This is a genomic window from Litorihabitans aurantiacus (genome assembly GCF_030161595.1).
Taxonomy (GTDB): Bacteria; Actinomycetota; Actinomycetes; order Actinomycetales; family Beutenbergiaceae; genus Litorihabitans; species Litorihabitans aurantiacus.
Genome location: NZ_BSUM01000001.1, coordinates 1,046,100 through 1,062,049, shown reverse-complemented (window position 1 = coordinate 1,062,049; position 15,950 = coordinate 1,046,100). Strand labels below are relative to the sequence as shown.

At 73.5% G+C, this 15,950-nt stretch carries 16 protein-coding genes, 1 tRNA gene and 1 pseudogene; 9 read left to right on the top strand and 9 right to left on the bottom strand.

The window, feature by feature from the left end:
• Window positions 1-12 precede the first annotated feature (12 nt).
• Window positions 13-1,335, bottom strand: coding sequence for an FAD-binding oxidoreductase (locus tag QQK22_RS04940; RefSeq protein ID WP_284249856.1), 1,323 nt, complete (start codon window positions 1,333-1,335; stop codon window positions 13-15).
• Window positions 1,336-1,528: 193 nt separating this feature from the next.
• Here QQK22_RS04940 and QQK22_RS04935 point away from each other — a divergent pair, with 193 nt between their 5' ends.
• Window positions 1,529-2,488 carry a PDR/VanB family oxidoreductase gene (locus QQK22_RS04935; protein WP_284249854.1) on the top strand — a complete coding sequence of 320 codons (960 nt, stop codon included), beginning with the start codon at window positions 1,529-1,531 and terminating at the stop codon, window positions 2,486-2,488.
• 8 nt (window positions 2,489-2,496) lie between these two features.
• On the top strand, window positions 2,497-2,895 hold the full coding sequence (locus tag QQK22_RS04930) for a RidA family protein (protein WP_284249852.1): 399 nt from the start codon (window positions 2,497-2,499) through the stop codon (window positions 2,893-2,895).
• Between the two features lie 33 nt (window positions 2,896-2,928).
• Here QQK22_RS04930 and QQK22_RS04925 read toward each other — a convergent pair whose 3' ends face one another.
• From QQK22_RS04925 to QQK22_RS04900, 6 genes are all read right to left on the bottom strand, one after another.
• Window positions 2,929-3,279 (bottom strand): VOC family protein, encoded by a 351-nt coding sequence (locus QQK22_RS04925; RefSeq protein WP_284249850.1) that lies wholly within the window; start codon window positions 3,277-3,279, stop codon window positions 2,929-2,931.
• An 82-nt stretch (window positions 3,280-3,361) separates the two neighbouring features.
• Window positions 3,362-3,434: transfer RNA gene (locus tag QQK22_RS04920), tRNA-Val, on the bottom strand.
• 50 nt (window positions 3,435-3,484) lie between these two features.
• Entirely contained in the window at window positions 3,485-3,823 is a 339-nt protein-coding gene (locus tag QQK22_RS04915) for a hypothetical protein (protein WP_284249848.1), read from the bottom strand.
• A gap of 164 nt (window positions 3,824-3,987) precedes the next feature.
• Window positions 3,988-5,085 (bottom strand): CPBP family intramembrane glutamic endopeptidase, encoded by a 1,098-nt coding sequence (locus QQK22_RS04910; RefSeq protein ID WP_284249847.1) that lies wholly within the window; start codon window positions 5,083-5,085, stop codon window positions 3,988-3,990.
• Window positions 5,082-5,564, bottom strand: a complete 483-nt coding sequence (locus QQK22_RS04905; protein ID WP_284249845.1) for a redoxin domain-containing protein — start codon at window positions 5,562-5,564, stop codon at window positions 5,082-5,084. The genes QQK22_RS04910 and QQK22_RS04905 overlap by 4 nt, the downstream gene beginning before the upstream one ends.
• A gap of 29 nt (window positions 5,565-5,593) precedes the next feature.
• Window positions 5,594-6,022 carry a DUF3052 domain-containing protein gene (locus QQK22_RS04900; protein ID WP_284249842.1) on the bottom strand — a complete coding sequence of 143 codons (429 nt, stop codon included), beginning with the start codon at window positions 6,020-6,022 and terminating at the stop codon, window positions 5,594-5,596.
• Between the two features lie 287 nt (window positions 6,023-6,309).
• Here QQK22_RS04900 and aceE point away from each other — a divergent pair, with 287 nt between their 5' ends.
• Window positions 6,310-9,039 (top strand): pyruvate dehydrogenase (acetyl-transferring), homodimeric type, encoded by a 2,730-nt coding sequence (gene aceE, locus QQK22_RS04895; protein WP_284249840.1) that lies wholly within the window; start codon window positions 6,310-6,312, stop codon window positions 9,037-9,039.
• 419 nt (window positions 9,040-9,458) lie between these two features.
• On the opposite strand, the gene QQK22_RS04890 is transcribed toward aceE, so the two are convergent.
• Window positions 9,459-10,088, bottom strand: a complete 630-nt coding sequence (locus QQK22_RS04890) for a hypothetical protein (RefSeq protein ID WP_284249838.1) — start codon at window positions 10,086-10,088, stop codon at window positions 9,459-9,461.
• 136 nt (window positions 10,089-10,224) lie between these two features.
• Between QQK22_RS04890 and QQK22_RS18590 the strand changes: the two genes are divergently transcribed.
• The 6 genes and pseudogenes from QQK22_RS18590 (at window position 10,225) to QQK22_RS04865 (ending at window position 15,139) form a co-directional block, all read left to right on the top strand.
• Window positions 10,225-10,971 (top strand): hypothetical protein, encoded by a 747-nt coding sequence (locus tag QQK22_RS18590; protein ID WP_348525504.1) that lies wholly within the window; start codon window positions 10,225-10,227, stop codon window positions 10,969-10,971.
• Window positions 10,972-11,147: 176 nt separating this feature from the next.
• On the top strand, window positions 11,148-11,390 hold the full coding sequence (locus tag QQK22_RS18585; RefSeq protein ID WP_348525503.1) for a PucR family transcriptional regulator: 243 nt from the start codon (window positions 11,148-11,150) through the stop codon (window positions 11,388-11,390).
• 78 nt (window positions 11,391-11,468) lie between these two features.
• Window positions 11,469-12,411 (top strand): annotated as a pseudogene (locus QQK22_RS04880) (ACP S-malonyltransferase).
• Window positions 12,408-13,439, top strand: coding sequence for a beta-ketoacyl-ACP synthase III (locus tag QQK22_RS04875; protein ID WP_284249836.1), 1,032 nt, complete (start codon window positions 12,408-12,410; stop codon window positions 13,437-13,439). Before QQK22_RS04880 ends, QQK22_RS04875 begins: the two are co-directional and overlap by 4 nt.
• A 128-nt stretch (window positions 13,440-13,567) precedes the next feature.
• On the top strand, window positions 13,568-13,816 hold the full coding sequence (locus tag QQK22_RS04870) for an acyl carrier protein (protein ID WP_284249834.1): 249 nt from the start codon (window positions 13,568-13,570) through the stop codon (window positions 13,814-13,816).
• A 99-nt stretch (window positions 13,817-13,915) separates the two neighbouring features.
• The gene (locus QQK22_RS04865) at window positions 13,916-15,139 is read left to right on the top strand and encodes a beta-ketoacyl-[acyl-carrier-protein] synthase family protein (protein WP_284249832.1); all 1,224 of its coding nucleotides are present in this window, start codon (window positions 13,916-13,918) and stop codon (window positions 15,137-15,139) included.
• A 225-nt stretch (window positions 15,140-15,364) separates the two neighbouring features.
• Here QQK22_RS04865 and QQK22_RS04860 read toward each other — a convergent pair whose 3' ends face one another.
• Window positions 15,365-15,862, bottom strand: a complete 498-nt coding sequence (locus QQK22_RS04860; RefSeq protein ID WP_284249829.1) for a DUF3145 domain-containing protein — start codon at window positions 15,860-15,862, stop codon at window positions 15,365-15,367.
• Window positions 15,863-15,950: the final 88 nt, after the last annotated feature.

Here is a 15,950-nt window from a genome sequence, read left to right as displayed (position 1 = left end):
GGCCCCGGCGCCCTAGCGGATGGAGCCCTTGGTCGGGCCGGCGTAGTCGGGGTTGAGCTTGCCGGGGTTGAGCAGACCGCGGGGATCGGTGATCGCCGCCGTCCGGACGGTGCGCGCGAGCTCGAAGTCCACGTTCCACTGGTGCGGGTTGTGGACCCCCACCCCGATCTCCCCCAGGCGCGCGATCGCCGCCGCGACGTCCTCGGGGCCGGTGTAGGCACCCGCCAGCATGCCGATGGGCACGGTGTGCCCCGCCTCGATGTGGAGCAGGCCGTCGGCCACCGCCGCGTGCACCTCGTCGATCCGCTCGACGAGCGCGTCACCGCCGACCTCGAGGTGGAAGTAGTGGCCGGGTCGCGTCCGCATCAGCCACTCGATCGGGTGGTTGTAGGAGAGCACGCTGAGCTGCGCGCCGACCTGGCGGCCCTCGCGCACCTCCTCCACCCGCCCTCCCGCGCCCTCGACCAGCGCCGTCGCGGCCGCGATCGCCTCCGGCGCGAGGATCGCCCGCAGACTGGCCCGCCCCGCCGGGATCGCCGGGTCGTCCGGCAGGGCGGCGCTGACCTCGACCGTGTCGGCCGAGACCAGCCGGGGCAGGGGGTCGAGCCGGCCGATCTCGCGGATCACCGCGAGCGCGCCACCGAATTCGGGGAAGGAGGCGTAGAACGCCCGCCACTCGACCAGCGGCTCGAGGCGCACCGTGGCCCGCGCGATGATCCCCGCCGTGCCGTAGTTGTGCACGAAGTGCTGGGCCTCCTCGCCGCTCACGTGGCGCAGGCCCCCGCCGTCGGCGGTCACCACGTCCAGTTCGAGCACGAAGCCCATGTGGTTGGAACCGTGCGCGATGGTGCCCGTCCCGCCGGAACCGCCGGCGATGAACCCGCCGATGCTGGAGTTCATCGTCGAGGGGTACATCCACAGCTCCTGCCCGGTGGCCCAGGCGGCCTGCTCGAGCGCGAGCATCGTGGCTCCCGCCTCGGCCGTGATCGCCCCGTCCTCGACGGCGACGACGGCGCGCGCCCGACTGACGTCCAGCACCAGTCCGCCCTCGTGCGGGATCGCCTGACCGTAGTTGCCGGTCCCCTTGCCGCGCGGCGTGACCGGGACGCCGAGCTCGACGGCCGCGGTCACGGCGGCAGCGATCTGCTCGGCGTCCGCGGGCAGCGCGACGAGGTCGGCGACGCCGAGGGGCAGCAGCTCGCTGATGACCGGGGACATCCGGGCGCCGTCGACCGAGGCCCGCTCGCGCACCCGCTGGTCGCGCGAGACGCCGCGGGGGCCGAGGAGGTCGGTCAGGCGCGCCTCGAGCGCGTCGATGACGTCGGGATCGGTCATGGGTGTCCCCTCCGGGTGACGCTGGATGTCGTCGCTGCCGACGGTGTCGGATCGACCCGACCTCCGCTAATGTTGACTGTATCAACATCACGCCGTCCTCGGCGCCGCGGGTGTCCCGACGCTAGACCTCTCGTGTTTCGCCCGTGGCACCGGCACGTGAACGCACCGACCGATCCGTCCCCGGGAGCAGACCGTGAGCTTCTTCAGCGACGTCGAGCGCGAGCTCACCGTCATCGACCGCACGCCGCTCACCGCGGACGTCGTCGCCCTCGACCTGGCAGCGACGAACGGTCGACCCCTGCCGGTGTGGACCCCGGGCGCGCACGTCGACCTCGAGGTGGCCCCGGGCGTCGAGCGGCAGTACTCCCTGTGCGGGGACCTCGCCGACCGCACGCGCTGGCGGGTCGCGATCCTGCGCGAGCCCGCGGGGCGCGGCGGGTCGCTCGCGGCACACGCGCTCGCCGTCGGCACGGTGCTGCGCGCCCGTGGTCCGCGCTCGAACTTCGCCTACGAGCCGCGCCCGGGCTCCCCCGTGACCTTCGTGGCCGGCGGGGTCGGCATCACGGCCGTCCTGCCCATGCTGTCTTCGGCCGCGGAGGCAGGTGCGGACTGGGAGCTGCACTACTGCGGGCGCGAGCGCACCCGCATGGCGTGGGTGGAGGATCTCGCGGCCCGTCACGGCGCACGGGTCCACGTCCACGACTCCGCCGCCGGCGACCGGCTCGACGTGAGCGCCCTGGTCCGCAGGCGCGGGACGGGCGGGATCTGGGCCTGCGGGCCCGCGCCGCTGCTGGACGCCCTGCACGAGGCGGCCGCGTCCGTCCCGGGAGCGCAGGTGCACGTGGAGCACTTCACGCCCCAGGAGCTGAGCGCCCCGGTGTGGGAGGGACCGTTCGAGGTCGAGCTCGCGGCGAGCGGCGAGGTGGTGGTCGTCCCCCCGCAGACCTCGGTGCTGGAGGCGCTCGAGTCGCACGGCGCGATCACGGTCTCCTCGTGCCGGGAGGGCACGTGCGGCACGTGCGAGACCGTGGTGCTCGAGGGCGACGTCGACCACCGCGACAGCGTGCTCACGCAGTCCGAGCGCGAGGAGAACCTCAGCATGATGACGTGCGTGTCGCGGGCAGCCTGCCCGCGGCTCGTGCTCGACCTCTAGGAGATGCCATGACCTCCACGCCCCACCTGCGCGCCGTGCAGCCGGCCGACCTGGCTCCGCCGGCGGCCCGTTACGCGCACGCGATCGAGTCGACCGGTGCGACGCGCTGGCTCCACACCTCCGGCGTCGTGCCGACGGCGCCCGACGGCTCCGTACTCGGGGCGCTGCCCGACCAGGCCGCCCAGGTGTGGCGCAACCTGTCGGCGATGCTGGCCGACGCCGACATGGGGGCGGGCGACGTCGTCTCGGTCACGACCTACGTCGTGCCGGGGCAGGACCTCGGTGCCGTGATGGCGGCGCGGGACGCGTTCCTCGGCGAGCACCGGGCGGCCTCGACGCTGGTGGTCGTGGCGGAGCTGGCGCAGCCGGCGTGGCTGGTGGAGGTGGCGCTGGTCGCGTGCCGCTGACCGGTCGGGCGCGAGCGTGTCGGGTGCGTCCCGTCAGCCCGTGAGGTCCTGGGCCAGCACGACCCCGTTCCCGTCCGGGTCCTGGAGCATCGCGATCCTGAACTGGCCGCTCGGGACCGTCGCCGCGTCGGGGACCTCGAGACCCCGGCCGGCGATCTCGGCCAGCTCGGCGTCCACGTCCTCGACGCCGAGGGTGACGCCGCCCGATCCTGCCCGCTCACCGTCGTCGACGAGCTGCAGGCCACCGCCGTCGGGGAAGGACCACTCCAGGTCGGTCGGCATCGGCACCCGGTCGGGCTCCCGACCGAGCAGCGCGACCCACCAGGCGCGCGAACGCTCGAGGTCGGAGGACGGGACGACGGCGAGGGCGGTGCGGACGGCCATGACGACTCCTCGGGAACGGATCGGTCGACGCTTCCCGCGGGATACTACGCCTCCGTCCGCCTCGCGGGGAGGGCGGCTCGTGTGGGCCCAGAGGGACTCGAACCCCCGACGTCCACGGTGTAAACGTGGCGCTCTACCAGCTGAGCTATAGGCCCGGCGGTGGCCCGCCGTCGCGACGGCTGGCCACCGGTGGATCAGATCGAGATCACTCGGTCTCGGCGGGCATCATGCACTCCATGGCCGAACCCTGCAGCGACTCGGTGAGGACGGTCTCGTCCTCGTCGGAGAGGTCGTAGTCCTCGTCCCGGTCGGCCATCGCGCGCAACGCCTCGTCCGAGACGTCGGAGTTGACGAGGGCCTCGGCGAGGCAGTCGGCCGCCTCCTGCGGGATCTCGACGCCGTCCAGCCCCAGCTCCTCAGCGCCCTCCGTGAAGACGGACGACAGCTCGTCGGCGGACGGACGCTCGGCGGCGCCGCCGCCGCAGGCGGACAGGACCATCGCGGCGGCGATGGGGAGGGCGAGGAACAGGGTGCGCTTGGACATGGGTGATCCCCTCACGTGGGTGGGCGGTTCGGGCGCCCGGGTCAGCGGGCGGGGTCCCGAGGGTTGCTGACTCCTCGATCCTAGGGCGAGGCGAGGCCGAACCTGTGGTTCTTCACCGGGTACCTCTCCCCCGCCCCCCGACCTGCGCGAGAGCGAGGTGCGTGCTACGAGGCTCGCGCGACGGCGTCGACCCGCCCCTCGTAGTACGCCACGGGCCGCGGCAGCGGAACGGTGAGCGCCACGGCGCTCGCCCGCTCCGGCCAGGCGGAGGTGCGCGCGATCCCCCGCCGCGTGGCGAGGGCGTCCACCACCCAGGCGAACACGAGCGAGACGATCGCGGTGATCAGCACACCGGCGAGCGACCCCTCGGAGGAGCCGTTGACCGTGGAACCCAGCGCCCCGCTCGCGAGGAGGCCGAACACCGTCACGTTGTTGACCACGTGCAGCGCGATCGCGGCCTCGAGACCACCGGTCCGCAGGGTCACCCACATCGCGGTCAGGGCGAAGACCGTGACGTCGAGCAGCCCCCACAGCCCGTACCCGTGGCTGAACACGAAGGCCGCGGTCGGCAGCACCCACACGATCACGCGGGCCCAGGCACGGCGCGGCAGCCACGACCCCAGCGCCTGCACGAATATCCCGCGGAAGACGTACTCCTCCGCCGCCGCCTGGAACGGCACGAGCAGGATCACCACCAGCAGCGGGAGCCACAGCCGGTCCCACGGCGTCCACTGCGGCGCCGCGACCTCCTCGCCCATGACCGCGCTCAGACCGAAGCTGATCGCGAAGTTGGCAGCCAGCGTCACGACGGCCACGACCGTGCACAGCCCGAGCCAGCCCCACCGCAGCCGCAGCGCGACCGAGGAGACGTGGCCGAGCGGCTTCATCCCCGCGGCGAGGAGCCCGAGCCAGACGGCCACGAGCCAGATCGCGATCGAGCCCAGCGCGAGCACGAGCACGACCGAGTCGGTCGCGTCGAGCTCCCGCATCCGGTCGAGCAGGCCCTCGATCGCCTCCGGCGACGTCCCGAGCTCACCCGCCGCGACCATCGCGATCATCACCGCGGCGGCGACCAGCGTCGACCCGAGGATCGCGGCGGCCGCGAACACCCCGAGCCCCAGCAGGGGCCGCCACCACGCCCAGCGCAGCGTGCGCGGGAGGCGGTCGTACGGCGTCGCCGCATCGCCCGGGGGCGTGACGCCGCGCTTCGGCACCGGCGAGACGGCGGAGGTCCCGGGTGGGAACGTCGGGGTGCTGGTCACGCCGTCACGCTACCGGCCGCCAGCGCCCGCACGGCGGCGACGGCGAGCCCGACGTCGCGCGCCCGGCCCCCGGGGGCAGCGTCGCGCCAGACCTCGACGCCCGTGCCGTCGAGCAGAACGGTGTGCCGCCGCGCCCACCCGGTCGCGTCGTCGAACGCGTCCAGCGACCGCGCGAGCGCGCCGTGCGGCCAGTGGTCGGAGGCGACCTCAACCCCCGCACCCTCGTGCACGCGCCACGCCTCGAGGGTCGCCGCGGTGTCGCACGAGACGACGAGCACGCGGGCGGGGCGCAGCCGCGGGAGCGCGGCGTCGAGGTCGCGCAGCTCGGTCGCGCAGACCGGTGTGAAGGCGCCGGGCACCAGCACGAGGAGCGACGGCGCGCCGGCCAGGTCGCGCGAGGTCACGCGTCGACCGAACGGCAGGGCGAGGTCGACGGCGACGGCGGAGCGCGCCCCGGCTCCGGCACCCACGTCGGTCACGCCGTCGCGACCATCCCGGGTGATCGTCGCTACCGGCCGCGGCCGGGGGCCGACAGGCGCACGCCCAGCCAGCCGGGGGCCGCGGCGAGCGACGTCGTCGGCTGCAGCCCCGCGGTGCGGGCGGCCTCGCCGATCTCGGCGGCCGGCACGTGGCCCGCGCTGCCCATCTTGGGCACGAGGACCCAGATCAGGCCGCTGTCCTCCAGCGTGCTGGCGGCGTCCACGAGGAGGTCCTCGAGGTCGGTCGCGTCGCCGTCGTCCTTGCGCCACCAGACGATCGCGGAGTCGGTGACGTCCCCGTAGTCCTCGTCGACGAGCTCGACGCCGACGACGTCGGCGAGCTCGTCACGGAGCGCGTGGTCGACGTCGTCGTCGAACCCCCACTCCTGGATGACCTGGTCCTTGCTGAACCCGAATCGACCGGCGCCACTCGCCGCCGGGTCGGTCGTCGCTGTCACGTCCTGAGCCTCTCGTGGTGTTCGTCACGTCGTGCTGCGGCACCGGGCGACGCCGCATTCGTTTCCCGGGAGACTACCGCCCCTCACCGCCCGCGCGCCCGTCCGGGCCCGAGCCGTCCACGGGTCCGTCACCCGGAACGGGAGGAGCGTCCGTCGCCGCGGATCGATAGGCTGTCACGGGCGCCGCGGACGACACGTCCGCACGCGCCCAGGTTCGCCACGCGACGGACCGCGCACCGGCCCGGCGCTACCGCGGTGGGCCACGACCTCAATGAGCTGGAGAGTCCGTGACCACATCAGACTCCACCTTCGCCGGTGATGACGCCGTGCAGGAGCGCACCGAGTGGATCGACTCCGTCGACGCCCTCGTCGAGCACCGCGGGACCGACCACGCGGGCGACGTGCTCTCCGCCGTCGTCAAGCACGCGACGCAGCGCGGGCTGGCGATCCCGAGCGGTGTGACCACGCCGCACGTCAACACCATCGGTCTCGACCGCGAGCCGGACTACCCCGGTGACGAGGAGATCGAGAACCGCTACCGCGACTACCTGCGGTGGAACTCGGCCGTCATGGTCACGCGGGCCCAGCGCCCAGGCGTCGGCGTCGGCGGGCACATCTCCTCCTACGCGTCGGTCGCGACCCTGTACGAGGTCGGCCTCAACCACTTCTTCCGCGGCAAGGACCACGCGGGCGGCGGTGACCAGATCTACTTCCAGGGTCACGCCTCCCCCGGCATGTACGCCCGCGCCTTCATGGAGGGCCGCCTCTCGGCCGACCGCCTCGACGGGTTCCGCCAGGAGCTGTCCCACCCGCACGGCGGCCTCCCGTCCTACCCCCACCCGCGCCTCATGCAGGACTTCTGGGAGTTCCCGACGGTCTCGATGGGCCTCGGCCCGTCCTCGGCCATCTACCAGGCGTGGACCAACCGCTACCTCGAGCTGCGCGGCATCAAGGACACGAGCCAGCAGCGCGTGTGGGCCTTCCTCGGCGACGGCGAGATGGACGAGCCCGAGTCCCGCGGCATGCTCCAGCTCGCGGCCCAGCAGAAGCTCGACAACCTGACGTTCGTGGTCAACTGCAACCTGCAGCGCCTCGACGGCCCGGTGCGAGGCAACGGCAGCATCATCACCGAGCTCGAGGGCTTCTTCCGCGGCGCCGGCTGGAACGTCGTCAAGGCCGTGTGGGGCCGCGAGTGGGACGAGCTGCTCGCCCGCGACACCGACGGCGCGCTGGTCGACATCATGTCCTCCACCACCGACGGCGACTACCAGACCTTCAAGGCGGAGTCCGGCGGCTTCATCCGCGAGCACTTCTTCGGGCGCGACCCGCGCACCAAGGCGCTCGTGGAGGACGTCTCCGACGACACCCTCTGGGCCATGAAGCGCGGCGGCCACGACGCCCGCAAGGTCTACGCCGCCTACAAGGCCGCCACCGAGTTCACGGGCGCCCCGACCGTCGTGCTCGCGCACACCGTCAAGGGCTACGGCCTCGGCCCGGGCTTCGCGGCGCGCAACGCGACGCACCAGATGAAGAAGCTCAAGCCCGAGGACGCCAAGCTCCTGCGCGACTCGCTCGAGATCCCGCTGACCGATGCGCAGCTGGAGGAGGACCCCTACCTCCCGCCGTACTTCCACCCCGGCAAGGACGCGCCCGAGATCGAGTACATGCTCGAGCGCCGGCGCGAGCTCGGTGGCTTCGTCCCCGAGCGCCGCTCCTCCTTCACGCCCGTCACGACGCCGGGCGACAAGGCCTACCAGCTCCTCGCCAAGGGTTCGGGCACGCAGGAGGTCGCCACCACGATGGCGTTCGTCCGCCTGTTCAAGGACCTCGTGAAGGACAAGGAGTTCGGCAACCGGATCGTGCCGATCATCCCGGACGAGGCGCGCACCTTCGGACTCGACTCGATCTTCCCGAGCGCGAAGATCTTCAACACGCTCGGCCAGAACTACCTGCCGGTCGACCGCGAGCTCATGCTCTCCTACAAGGAGTCCGAGGCCGGTCAGATCATGCACACCGGGATCAACGAGGCCGGCTCGGCCTCGGCGTTCCAGGCCGTCGGCACGTCCTACGCCACGCACGGCGAGGCGCTCGTGCCGTTCTACATCTACTACTCGATGTTCGGCTTCCAGCGCACCGGCGACCAGTTCTGGGCCGCGGGCGACCAGCTCACGCGCGGGTTCCTCATCGGCGCGACGGCGGGGCGCACCACCCTCACGGGCGAGGGCCTCCAGCACGCCGACGGCCACTCGCCGCTGCTCGCCGGGACCAACTCGGCGATCGTTCACTACGACCCGGCCTACGGGTACGAGATCCGTCACATCGTGCGCGACGGCATCGAGCGCATGTACGGCTCCGAGCGCGTCTCGGGCCTCGAGGGCGACCCGAACGTCATGTACTACCTCACGGTGTACAACGAGCCGATGGTCCAGCCGAAGGAGCCGGAGGACGTCGACGTCGAGGGCATCCTGCGCGGCATCTACCGCCTCGCGGAGCCCGAGGGCGAGGGCCCGCAGGCCCAGCTGCTCGCGTCCGGCGTCGCGGTGCCGTGGGCGCTCGAGGCGCGTCAGATCCTCGCCGAGGAGTGGGGCGTGCGTGCCGGCGTCTGGTCGGTGACTTCCTGGTCGGAGCTGCGCCGCGACGCGCTCGCCGCCGACCGGGCGGCGTTCGTCGAGCCCGGCAGCGAGGCGCGCGTGCCGTACGTGACGCAGAAGCTCCAGGGCAGCGGCGGACCCTTCGTGGCGACGTCGGACTACGACCACCTCGTGGCCGACCAGATCCGCGCCTGGGTCCCCGGCGACTACGCGACGCTCGGCGCCGACGGCTTCGGCCTGTCGGACACCCGCTCGGCCGTCCGCCGCCACTTCCTCATCGACAGCCACTCCCTCGTGGTGCGCACGCTCCAGCAGCTCGCGCGCCGCGGCGAGATCGACTCCTCCGCACCGGCGCAGGCGATCGAGAAGTACCGCCTGCTCGACGTCACGGCCGGCACCACCGGCAACGCGGGCGGCGACGCCTGAGTCGCTGACCGGCTCGCACACGACGGCGGCCGCCCTCCCCGCGGGGAGGGCGGCCGCCGTCGTGCGTGGGTCCTTCCCGTAGCCCGCCACCGGCGCCGGACCCTCGCCCAGAGCGGCTACGTCTCGCTCACAGCGGCTGGTGGTCGACGGCGAGCACCCGCCGCCGCATCGCTGCAGGTCAGAGGGCTGCCGCTGGCGCGACGCCACCGCCAGCCGCTGTCAGCGAGACCCAACCGCTGTGAGCGAGGGGTCGACGGCGTGGCCGACGACGCGGACGGTCGCCCTCCCGTGCTGGAGAGCGGCCACCTGTTGCATGCCGCTGTTGCCGTCGACCCCGCCGTCGACCTTCCGCCGAGAATGCGTGTGGCTGCTCCCCGAGTCGGTGGAGCAGCCACACGCATTCTCGGGGCGGGTGAGGGTCAGGCGTGCTGCGCCTCCGCGGCCTCGACCGTGCGGGTCAGGTCGGCCGGCGCCGACGCCAGCGAGTCGAGCAGTCGCCGCGCCTCCTCGATGCGGCCCGTCTCGAGCGCGGCGTGGATGATCTCGCTCGCCGCCTCCGGGTCGCGGGAGGCCAGCTCCCAGTGCGCGACGCCGAACGTGATGGCCTCGGCGGGGGCGTCGGCGTCGCGGAGCATCGCGACGGCGTGGGTGAGGGCCAGCCCCGTCGTCTCGCGCTCGCACGCGAGGTGGAGCCGACGCATGGCCGCCTCGTGGTCGGCGGCCAGCGACAGCCGCGCCATGACGATCAGCGGCAGCCACGCGACGGGCTTGCCCGCCAGCTCCTCCGCCAGGGCCCACACGGCGTGGTCCTGGGCGACCCGGGTGTCGGGGGCCGCTGTCAGCGGGTCGACGTGGGTGCCCTCGTCGGCGCGTTCGCGGACGATCTCGACCAGGGCGTCGAAGGCCGCCTCGTCGTTGGGATCGTGGGCGAGCTGATCGCGCAGCTCGGACTCCTCCGGCGAGGACTCGCGGTGGGTCAGGACCCGCTGCGCGGGTGCAGGGCGGTCTTCTCGTTCGCCGAGACGTCGCAACCAGCTCATCAATGCCATTTTTTTACCCTAGCCGTTCCCCGCCCGGATGACAGGAGGCATCTTCCCCGTTCCGCGTCATGGCCCGGACGGGTAGCGGTGTCAGACGCCCCGCCTTGTGGCAGACCTACAAGGCCCGACGCCGTACAGTGACGGCGTGGCACCCAGACGCAGCGCGGATCCCGAGACGATCGCGCGGCTGCGGTCCCGCACCGACCTGCTGACCGCGGCGGCCCTGCGCCGGCTCGACTCCGACGTCGCCTGGTACCGCGCGCTCCCGGCCGACGACCGCTCCTGGATCGGCCTCGTGGCCGCGTCCGGCATCACGACCTTCATCGACTGGTACGAGAACCCGGCGCCGACCACCTACAACGCCGCGGAGATCTTCCGCGCCGCGCCGCCGGAGCTCATCCGCTCCATCTCCCTGCAGCACGCGCTCGCGCTGGTCCGCATCGTCGTCGAGATCGTCGAGGAGCACACCGACGAGATCGCGACGCCGGCCCGGGCGACGCAGCTGCGCGAGGCGGTCCTCGTCTACTCGCGCGAGGTCGCCTTCTCGGCGGCCGAGGTCTACGCCCGGGCGGCCGAGGCGCGCGGGGCGTGGGACGCGCGGATGGAGGCGCTCGCCGTCGACGCCCTCCTGCGCGGTGACGACGAGGGGCTGCGCTCACGCGTCTCCGCCCTGGGCTGGAGCGGTTCCGGCCGCGTGCTCACGATGGTCGGCACGCTCGAGGGGCCCGTGGACGAGGGGGCGGCCGCCGATCTGCGCCGAGCCGCCCGGCGCACCGCCGCCGACGCCCTGGTCGGCATCCACGGCCAGCGCGTCGTCGTCGTCCTGGGTGGCGACGGCGACCTGCGCCGCTCGGCCGACGCCCTGCTGCACCGTCTCTCCCCGGACCCGTAGTCCTCGGACCCGAGGTCGACGACGTCACGCGGGCGGGCCGCTCGGCCCGCATCGCGCTCGCCGGGCTGAGCGCGGCGCGCGGCTGGCCGGCGCTCCCCCGCCCCGCCCTGGCGGCGGACCTGCTGCCCGAGCGCGCGCTCGCGGGCGACGAGGACGCGGCCGCCGCGCTGCGCGAGGTGCACCAGCGGCTGGACGCCGCGTCGGGGCCCCTGGTCGAGACGCTCGCGGCCTACCTCGAGTCCGGGCGCTCGCTCGAGGCCGCGGCGCGCGCTCTGTTCGTCCACCCGAACACGGTGCGCTACCGGCTGCGCCGCATCGCCCAGGTGTCGGGCTGGGACGCCGCCGACGCGCGCGAGGGGTTCGTCCTGCAGGTCGCGCTCGTCCTCGGCCGACTCGCGGGCGCCGGCGCCGCTTCGTAGGAAACCTCCAAACGACGCGCTCGGCCTTGTCCGGCGCGGCATCCCTGCCCGCCACCGGCGAGAGGGCATGCTGGTGACGTGCTCGCGATCCTCGCACCCGGTCAGGGTGCCCAGACCCCCGGCATGCTCACCCCGTGGCTCGACCTCCCCGGCGTCGCCGAGCAGGTCGGTGCGCTCGGTGAGGCGGCCGGCATCGACCTCCTCACCCACGGCACCACCTCGGACGCCGACACGATCCGTGACACGGCGGTGGCGCAGCCCCTCATCGTCGCGACGTCGCTGATCGCGTTCGCCGCGCTCGCCGACGGCCGCGACGCCGCCTCGTTCGTCGGTGTCGCCGCGGGTCACTCCGTGGGTGAGTTCGCCGCGGCGAGCGTGGCCGGGCTGTTCGACGCGAGCTCCGCCGTCGCCCTCGTCTCGGCGCGCGCCCGCGCGATGGCGCAGGCCGCCGCCGCGAACCCGTCGGGCATGACCGCCCTGCTGGGCGGCGACCCCGACGAGGTGCTGGCCGCGATCGAGCGTGCGGGCGCCTGGCCCGCTAACGTCAACGGCGCCGGGCAGGTGGTCGCGGCCGGGTCGCACGAGGTGCTGGCGGCGCTGGCCGCCGAGCCCCCGCGAAGGCGCGCGTGGTCCCGCTGCAGGTCGCGGGTGCGTTCCACACCCCCTCATGCTGAGCGCGCACGAGGCGTTCGACGACGTCGTGGCCACCTGGGACGCGGCCGACCCGCGCGTGCCGCTGCTCTCCAACGCCGACGGCGCGGTCGTCACGGACGCCCGCGAGGTGCTGCGCCGCCTGTCGAGCCAGATCATCTCGCCCGTGCGCTGGGACCTGTGCCAGGCCGCGCTCGGAGCCGCGGGCTCCCACCCCGTGACCGGGCTCGTCGAGCTCGCCCCCGGCGGTGTGCTCGCCGGCCTCGCGCGACGAACCCTCCCCGACGTCGCCCGCGTGGCGATCAAGTCCCCCGACGACCTCGAGGGCGCACGCGCGCTCGTGGCCGAGCACGGCGAAGGAGTCGCATGACCGTCCAGCTCCAGCAGATCAGCCCGGTCGCGGGCACCCGCATCCTCGGTGTCGGTGGCTTCCGCGGCGAGCAGGTGGTCGACAACGACGCGATCGTCGGCCCGATCCAGTCCTCCGACGAGTGGATCCGGCAGCGCACGGGCATCGCGACGCGTCGTCGCGCGAACCCCGAGACCACGATCCTCGACATGGCGAAGGCCGCAGCGGGTGAGGCGCTCGAGGTCTCCGGCCTCACCCCGGCCGAGATCGACGTCGTCCTCGTCTCCACGGTGACCTACTTCGAGCAGACGCCGTCGCTCGCCGCCCGCGTGGCCGACGCGATCGGCGCCACCCCGGCCGCCGCGTTCGACGTCTCGGCCGCGTGCGCCGGGTACTGCTACGGCATCGGCCAGGCGGACGCGCTGGTCCGCTCGGGGCAGGCGCGGAACGTGCTCGTCGTCGGCGTCGAGCGCATGAGCGACTTCATCGACCCGACCGACCGCAGCATCTCCTTCCTGCTGGGCGACGGCGCCGGCGCCGCCGTCGTGGGCGTCTCCGACACCCCCGGCATCGGCCCGACCGTGTGGGGCTCTGACGGGTCGATGGCCGGGCACATCTCGCAGACCACCCCGTGGCTCGAGCTGCGCCAGGACCGGGGCGACGGCGTGCCCGCGGCGATCGCCGCCGAGGCGTGGCCGACGCTGCGCCAGGAGGGTCCGAGCGTCTTCAAGTGGGTCATCTCCTCGATCCCCGAGGTGGCGCGCCGCGCCGTCGCCGCCGCCGGCCTCACGCTGGACGACATCGAGGTGTTCATCCCGCACCAGGCCAACATGCGCATCATCGACCAGCTCGTGAAGATGCTCGGGCTGCGCGAGGACGTGGTGGTCGGTCGCGACATCGCCGACACCGGCAACACCTCGGCGGCCTCGATCCCGCTCGCGACCGAGCGCCTGCTCCGCGAGGGTCAGGCCCGCTCCGGTCAGGTCGCGCTGCAGATCGGGTTCGGCGCCGGGCTCGCCTACGCGGCCCAGGTCGTGATCCTGCCCTGACCTGACCGGGTGCCCGTCGCCCGACGACGTCGCATCCGCCCCGCTCCCCGCGTGCCCGGTAGGACACGGCGCGCGCGGCTGGAACACTTGACCCGCACCACCCAGCCCGACCCATCAAGGAGAAGCACATGGCTCACACCGAGCAGGAGGTCCTCAGCGGCCTCGCCGAGATCGTCAACGAGGAGACGGGCCTGCCGACCGACTCGGTCGAGCTGGAGAAGTCCTTCACGGACGACCTCGACATCGACTCGTTGTCGATGATGACGATCGTCACGCAGGCCGAGGACAAGTTCGGCGTCACGATCCCCGACGACGAGGTCAAGAACCTGGTCACCGTGGGTGACGCCGTCCGCTTCATCACCGGCGCCCAGGCCTGAGACACGCCTGGTACCTCGGTACCCCCGGCGCGACGGCCGCCCGCCCCCGGGCGCAGCGGCCGTCGCCCACCCCCTTCACCTCACGAGGAGACGACTTCGATGGCTGACGCACGCAGCGTCGTCGTGACCGGTCTCGGTGCGACCACACCGATCGGCGGCACGGCGACCGACACCTGGCGGGCCGCGCTCGCCGGCACCCCCGGCGCCGCCACGATGACGCACGACTGGGTCACCGGACTCGAGCTCCCGGTGACGTTCGCGGCCGAGGTCGCCGTGGAGCCGTCGGAGATCCTCACCGTCCCCGAGACGCGCCGCATGGACCGCTCCGCCCAGGTCGCTCTCGTCGCCGCGCGCGAGGCGTGGGCCGACGCCGGGTCCCCCGAGGTCGAGGGCACGCGCCTCGGCGTCGTGGTCGGCACCGGTCTCGGCGGCCTGTGGACGCTCATGAACGGCTGGGACACGCTCAAGGAGCGCGGTCCGCGCCGCGTGCTGCCGATGACGGTCCCGATGCTGATGCCAAACTCCTCGGCCGCCTACGTCTCGATCGAGCTGGGTGCCCAGGCGGGCACCCACGCGACGGTCTCCGCGTGCGCCTCCGGCGCCGAGGCCATCGTCTCGGCGATGGAGATGATCCGCTCGGGCCGTGCCGACGTCGTCGTGGCCGGCGGAACCGAGGCGTGCGTGCACGCCCTCCCGATCGCCGCGTTCGCCCGCATGCAGGCGCTGTCCACCCGCAACGACTCCCCCGAGACCGCCTCGCGCCCCTACGACGCGACCCGCGACGGGTTCGTGCTCGGTGAGGGCGCCGGGATCGTCGTGCTCGAGAGCGAGGAGCACGCTCGCGCCCGCGGCGCGAAGATCTACGCACGGCTCGCGGGCGCCGGCATGAGTTCGGACGCCGGTGACATCGCCGCGCCCGACGCCGGCGGTCAGGCCCGCGCGATGCGGCTCGCCCTGACCGACGCCGACCTCACCGCGGCCGACGTCGTGCACGCCAACGCGCACGCGACCTCCACCCCGGCCGGCGACATCGGCGAGGCCGAGGCGATCGCCGAGGTGATGGGCGACGTCGTCGTGTCCGCCACGAAGTCGATGACGGGGCACCTGCTCGGTGGCGCCGGCGCGCTGGAGACCGTGTTCACGGTGCTCGCGCTCGCCGACCGCACCGCGCCGCCCACGATCAACCTGAACGACCCGGACCCGCGTCTGCCGGTGGACGTCGCGACGTCGCCGCGTGCGCTGCCGGAGGGTCAGATCGCGGCGCTGAACAACTCCTTCGGCTTCGGCGGCCACAACGTCAGCCTCCTGCTGACCACCGTCTGACCCGCGAGAGGATTGCCGACCCTCCCCGAGAGGATTGTCGACCCTCGGCGAGAGGACTGCTGACCTCCGGCGCGGGCTCCCTCGCCCAGGGAGGCACGGCCCCGGACGCCACCGGCATGTCGGCGACGACATGCCGAGCCAGGGCTCGCCGTCGAACCGATACGCCTCCCTGGGCGAGGGACGCCGGGCCACCTCCGGCCGCCGCGACGTGGATGCGCGGCCGCGTCAGCCGACCCGGTGGAGCCAGCGCACCGGAGCACCCGCACCGGCGTACCGGAACGGCTCGAGCTCGTCGTCCCACGCTTGGCCGAGCGCGAGGTCCAGCGCCTGCGCCATGCGCTCCGGGTCCGCGGCGTGCACGAGCGCGGCACGGATGCGGTCCTCGGGCACGACGACGTTGCCCACCCGGTCCGTCTGGGCGTGGAAGATCCCGAGGTCGGGGGTGTGCGACCAGCGCGACCCGTCGGTCGTCGCCGTGCCCTCCTCGGTCACCTCGTAGCGCAGGTGGTCCCAGCCGCGCAGGGCGGACGTGAGACGGGCACCCGTGCCGGCCGGACCGGACCAGGAGATCTCGGTGCGCAGCGCGCCGGTGGCAGCAGGCTGCGCCGTCCAGTCGATGACCGGACGGTTGCCGAGGACGGACGTGGCCGCCCACTCGACGTGCGGGCACAGCACTCGGGGCGCAGAGTGCACGAAAAGAACACCGCGGGTGGAACCCGTCATGTCGACCCTCCAGTCGCTCGAGTGACGTCTTCCCCAACGCGCTCGACCGTGACAGGAGTGGCGAATGACAACGGCGTGAGACCAGTGT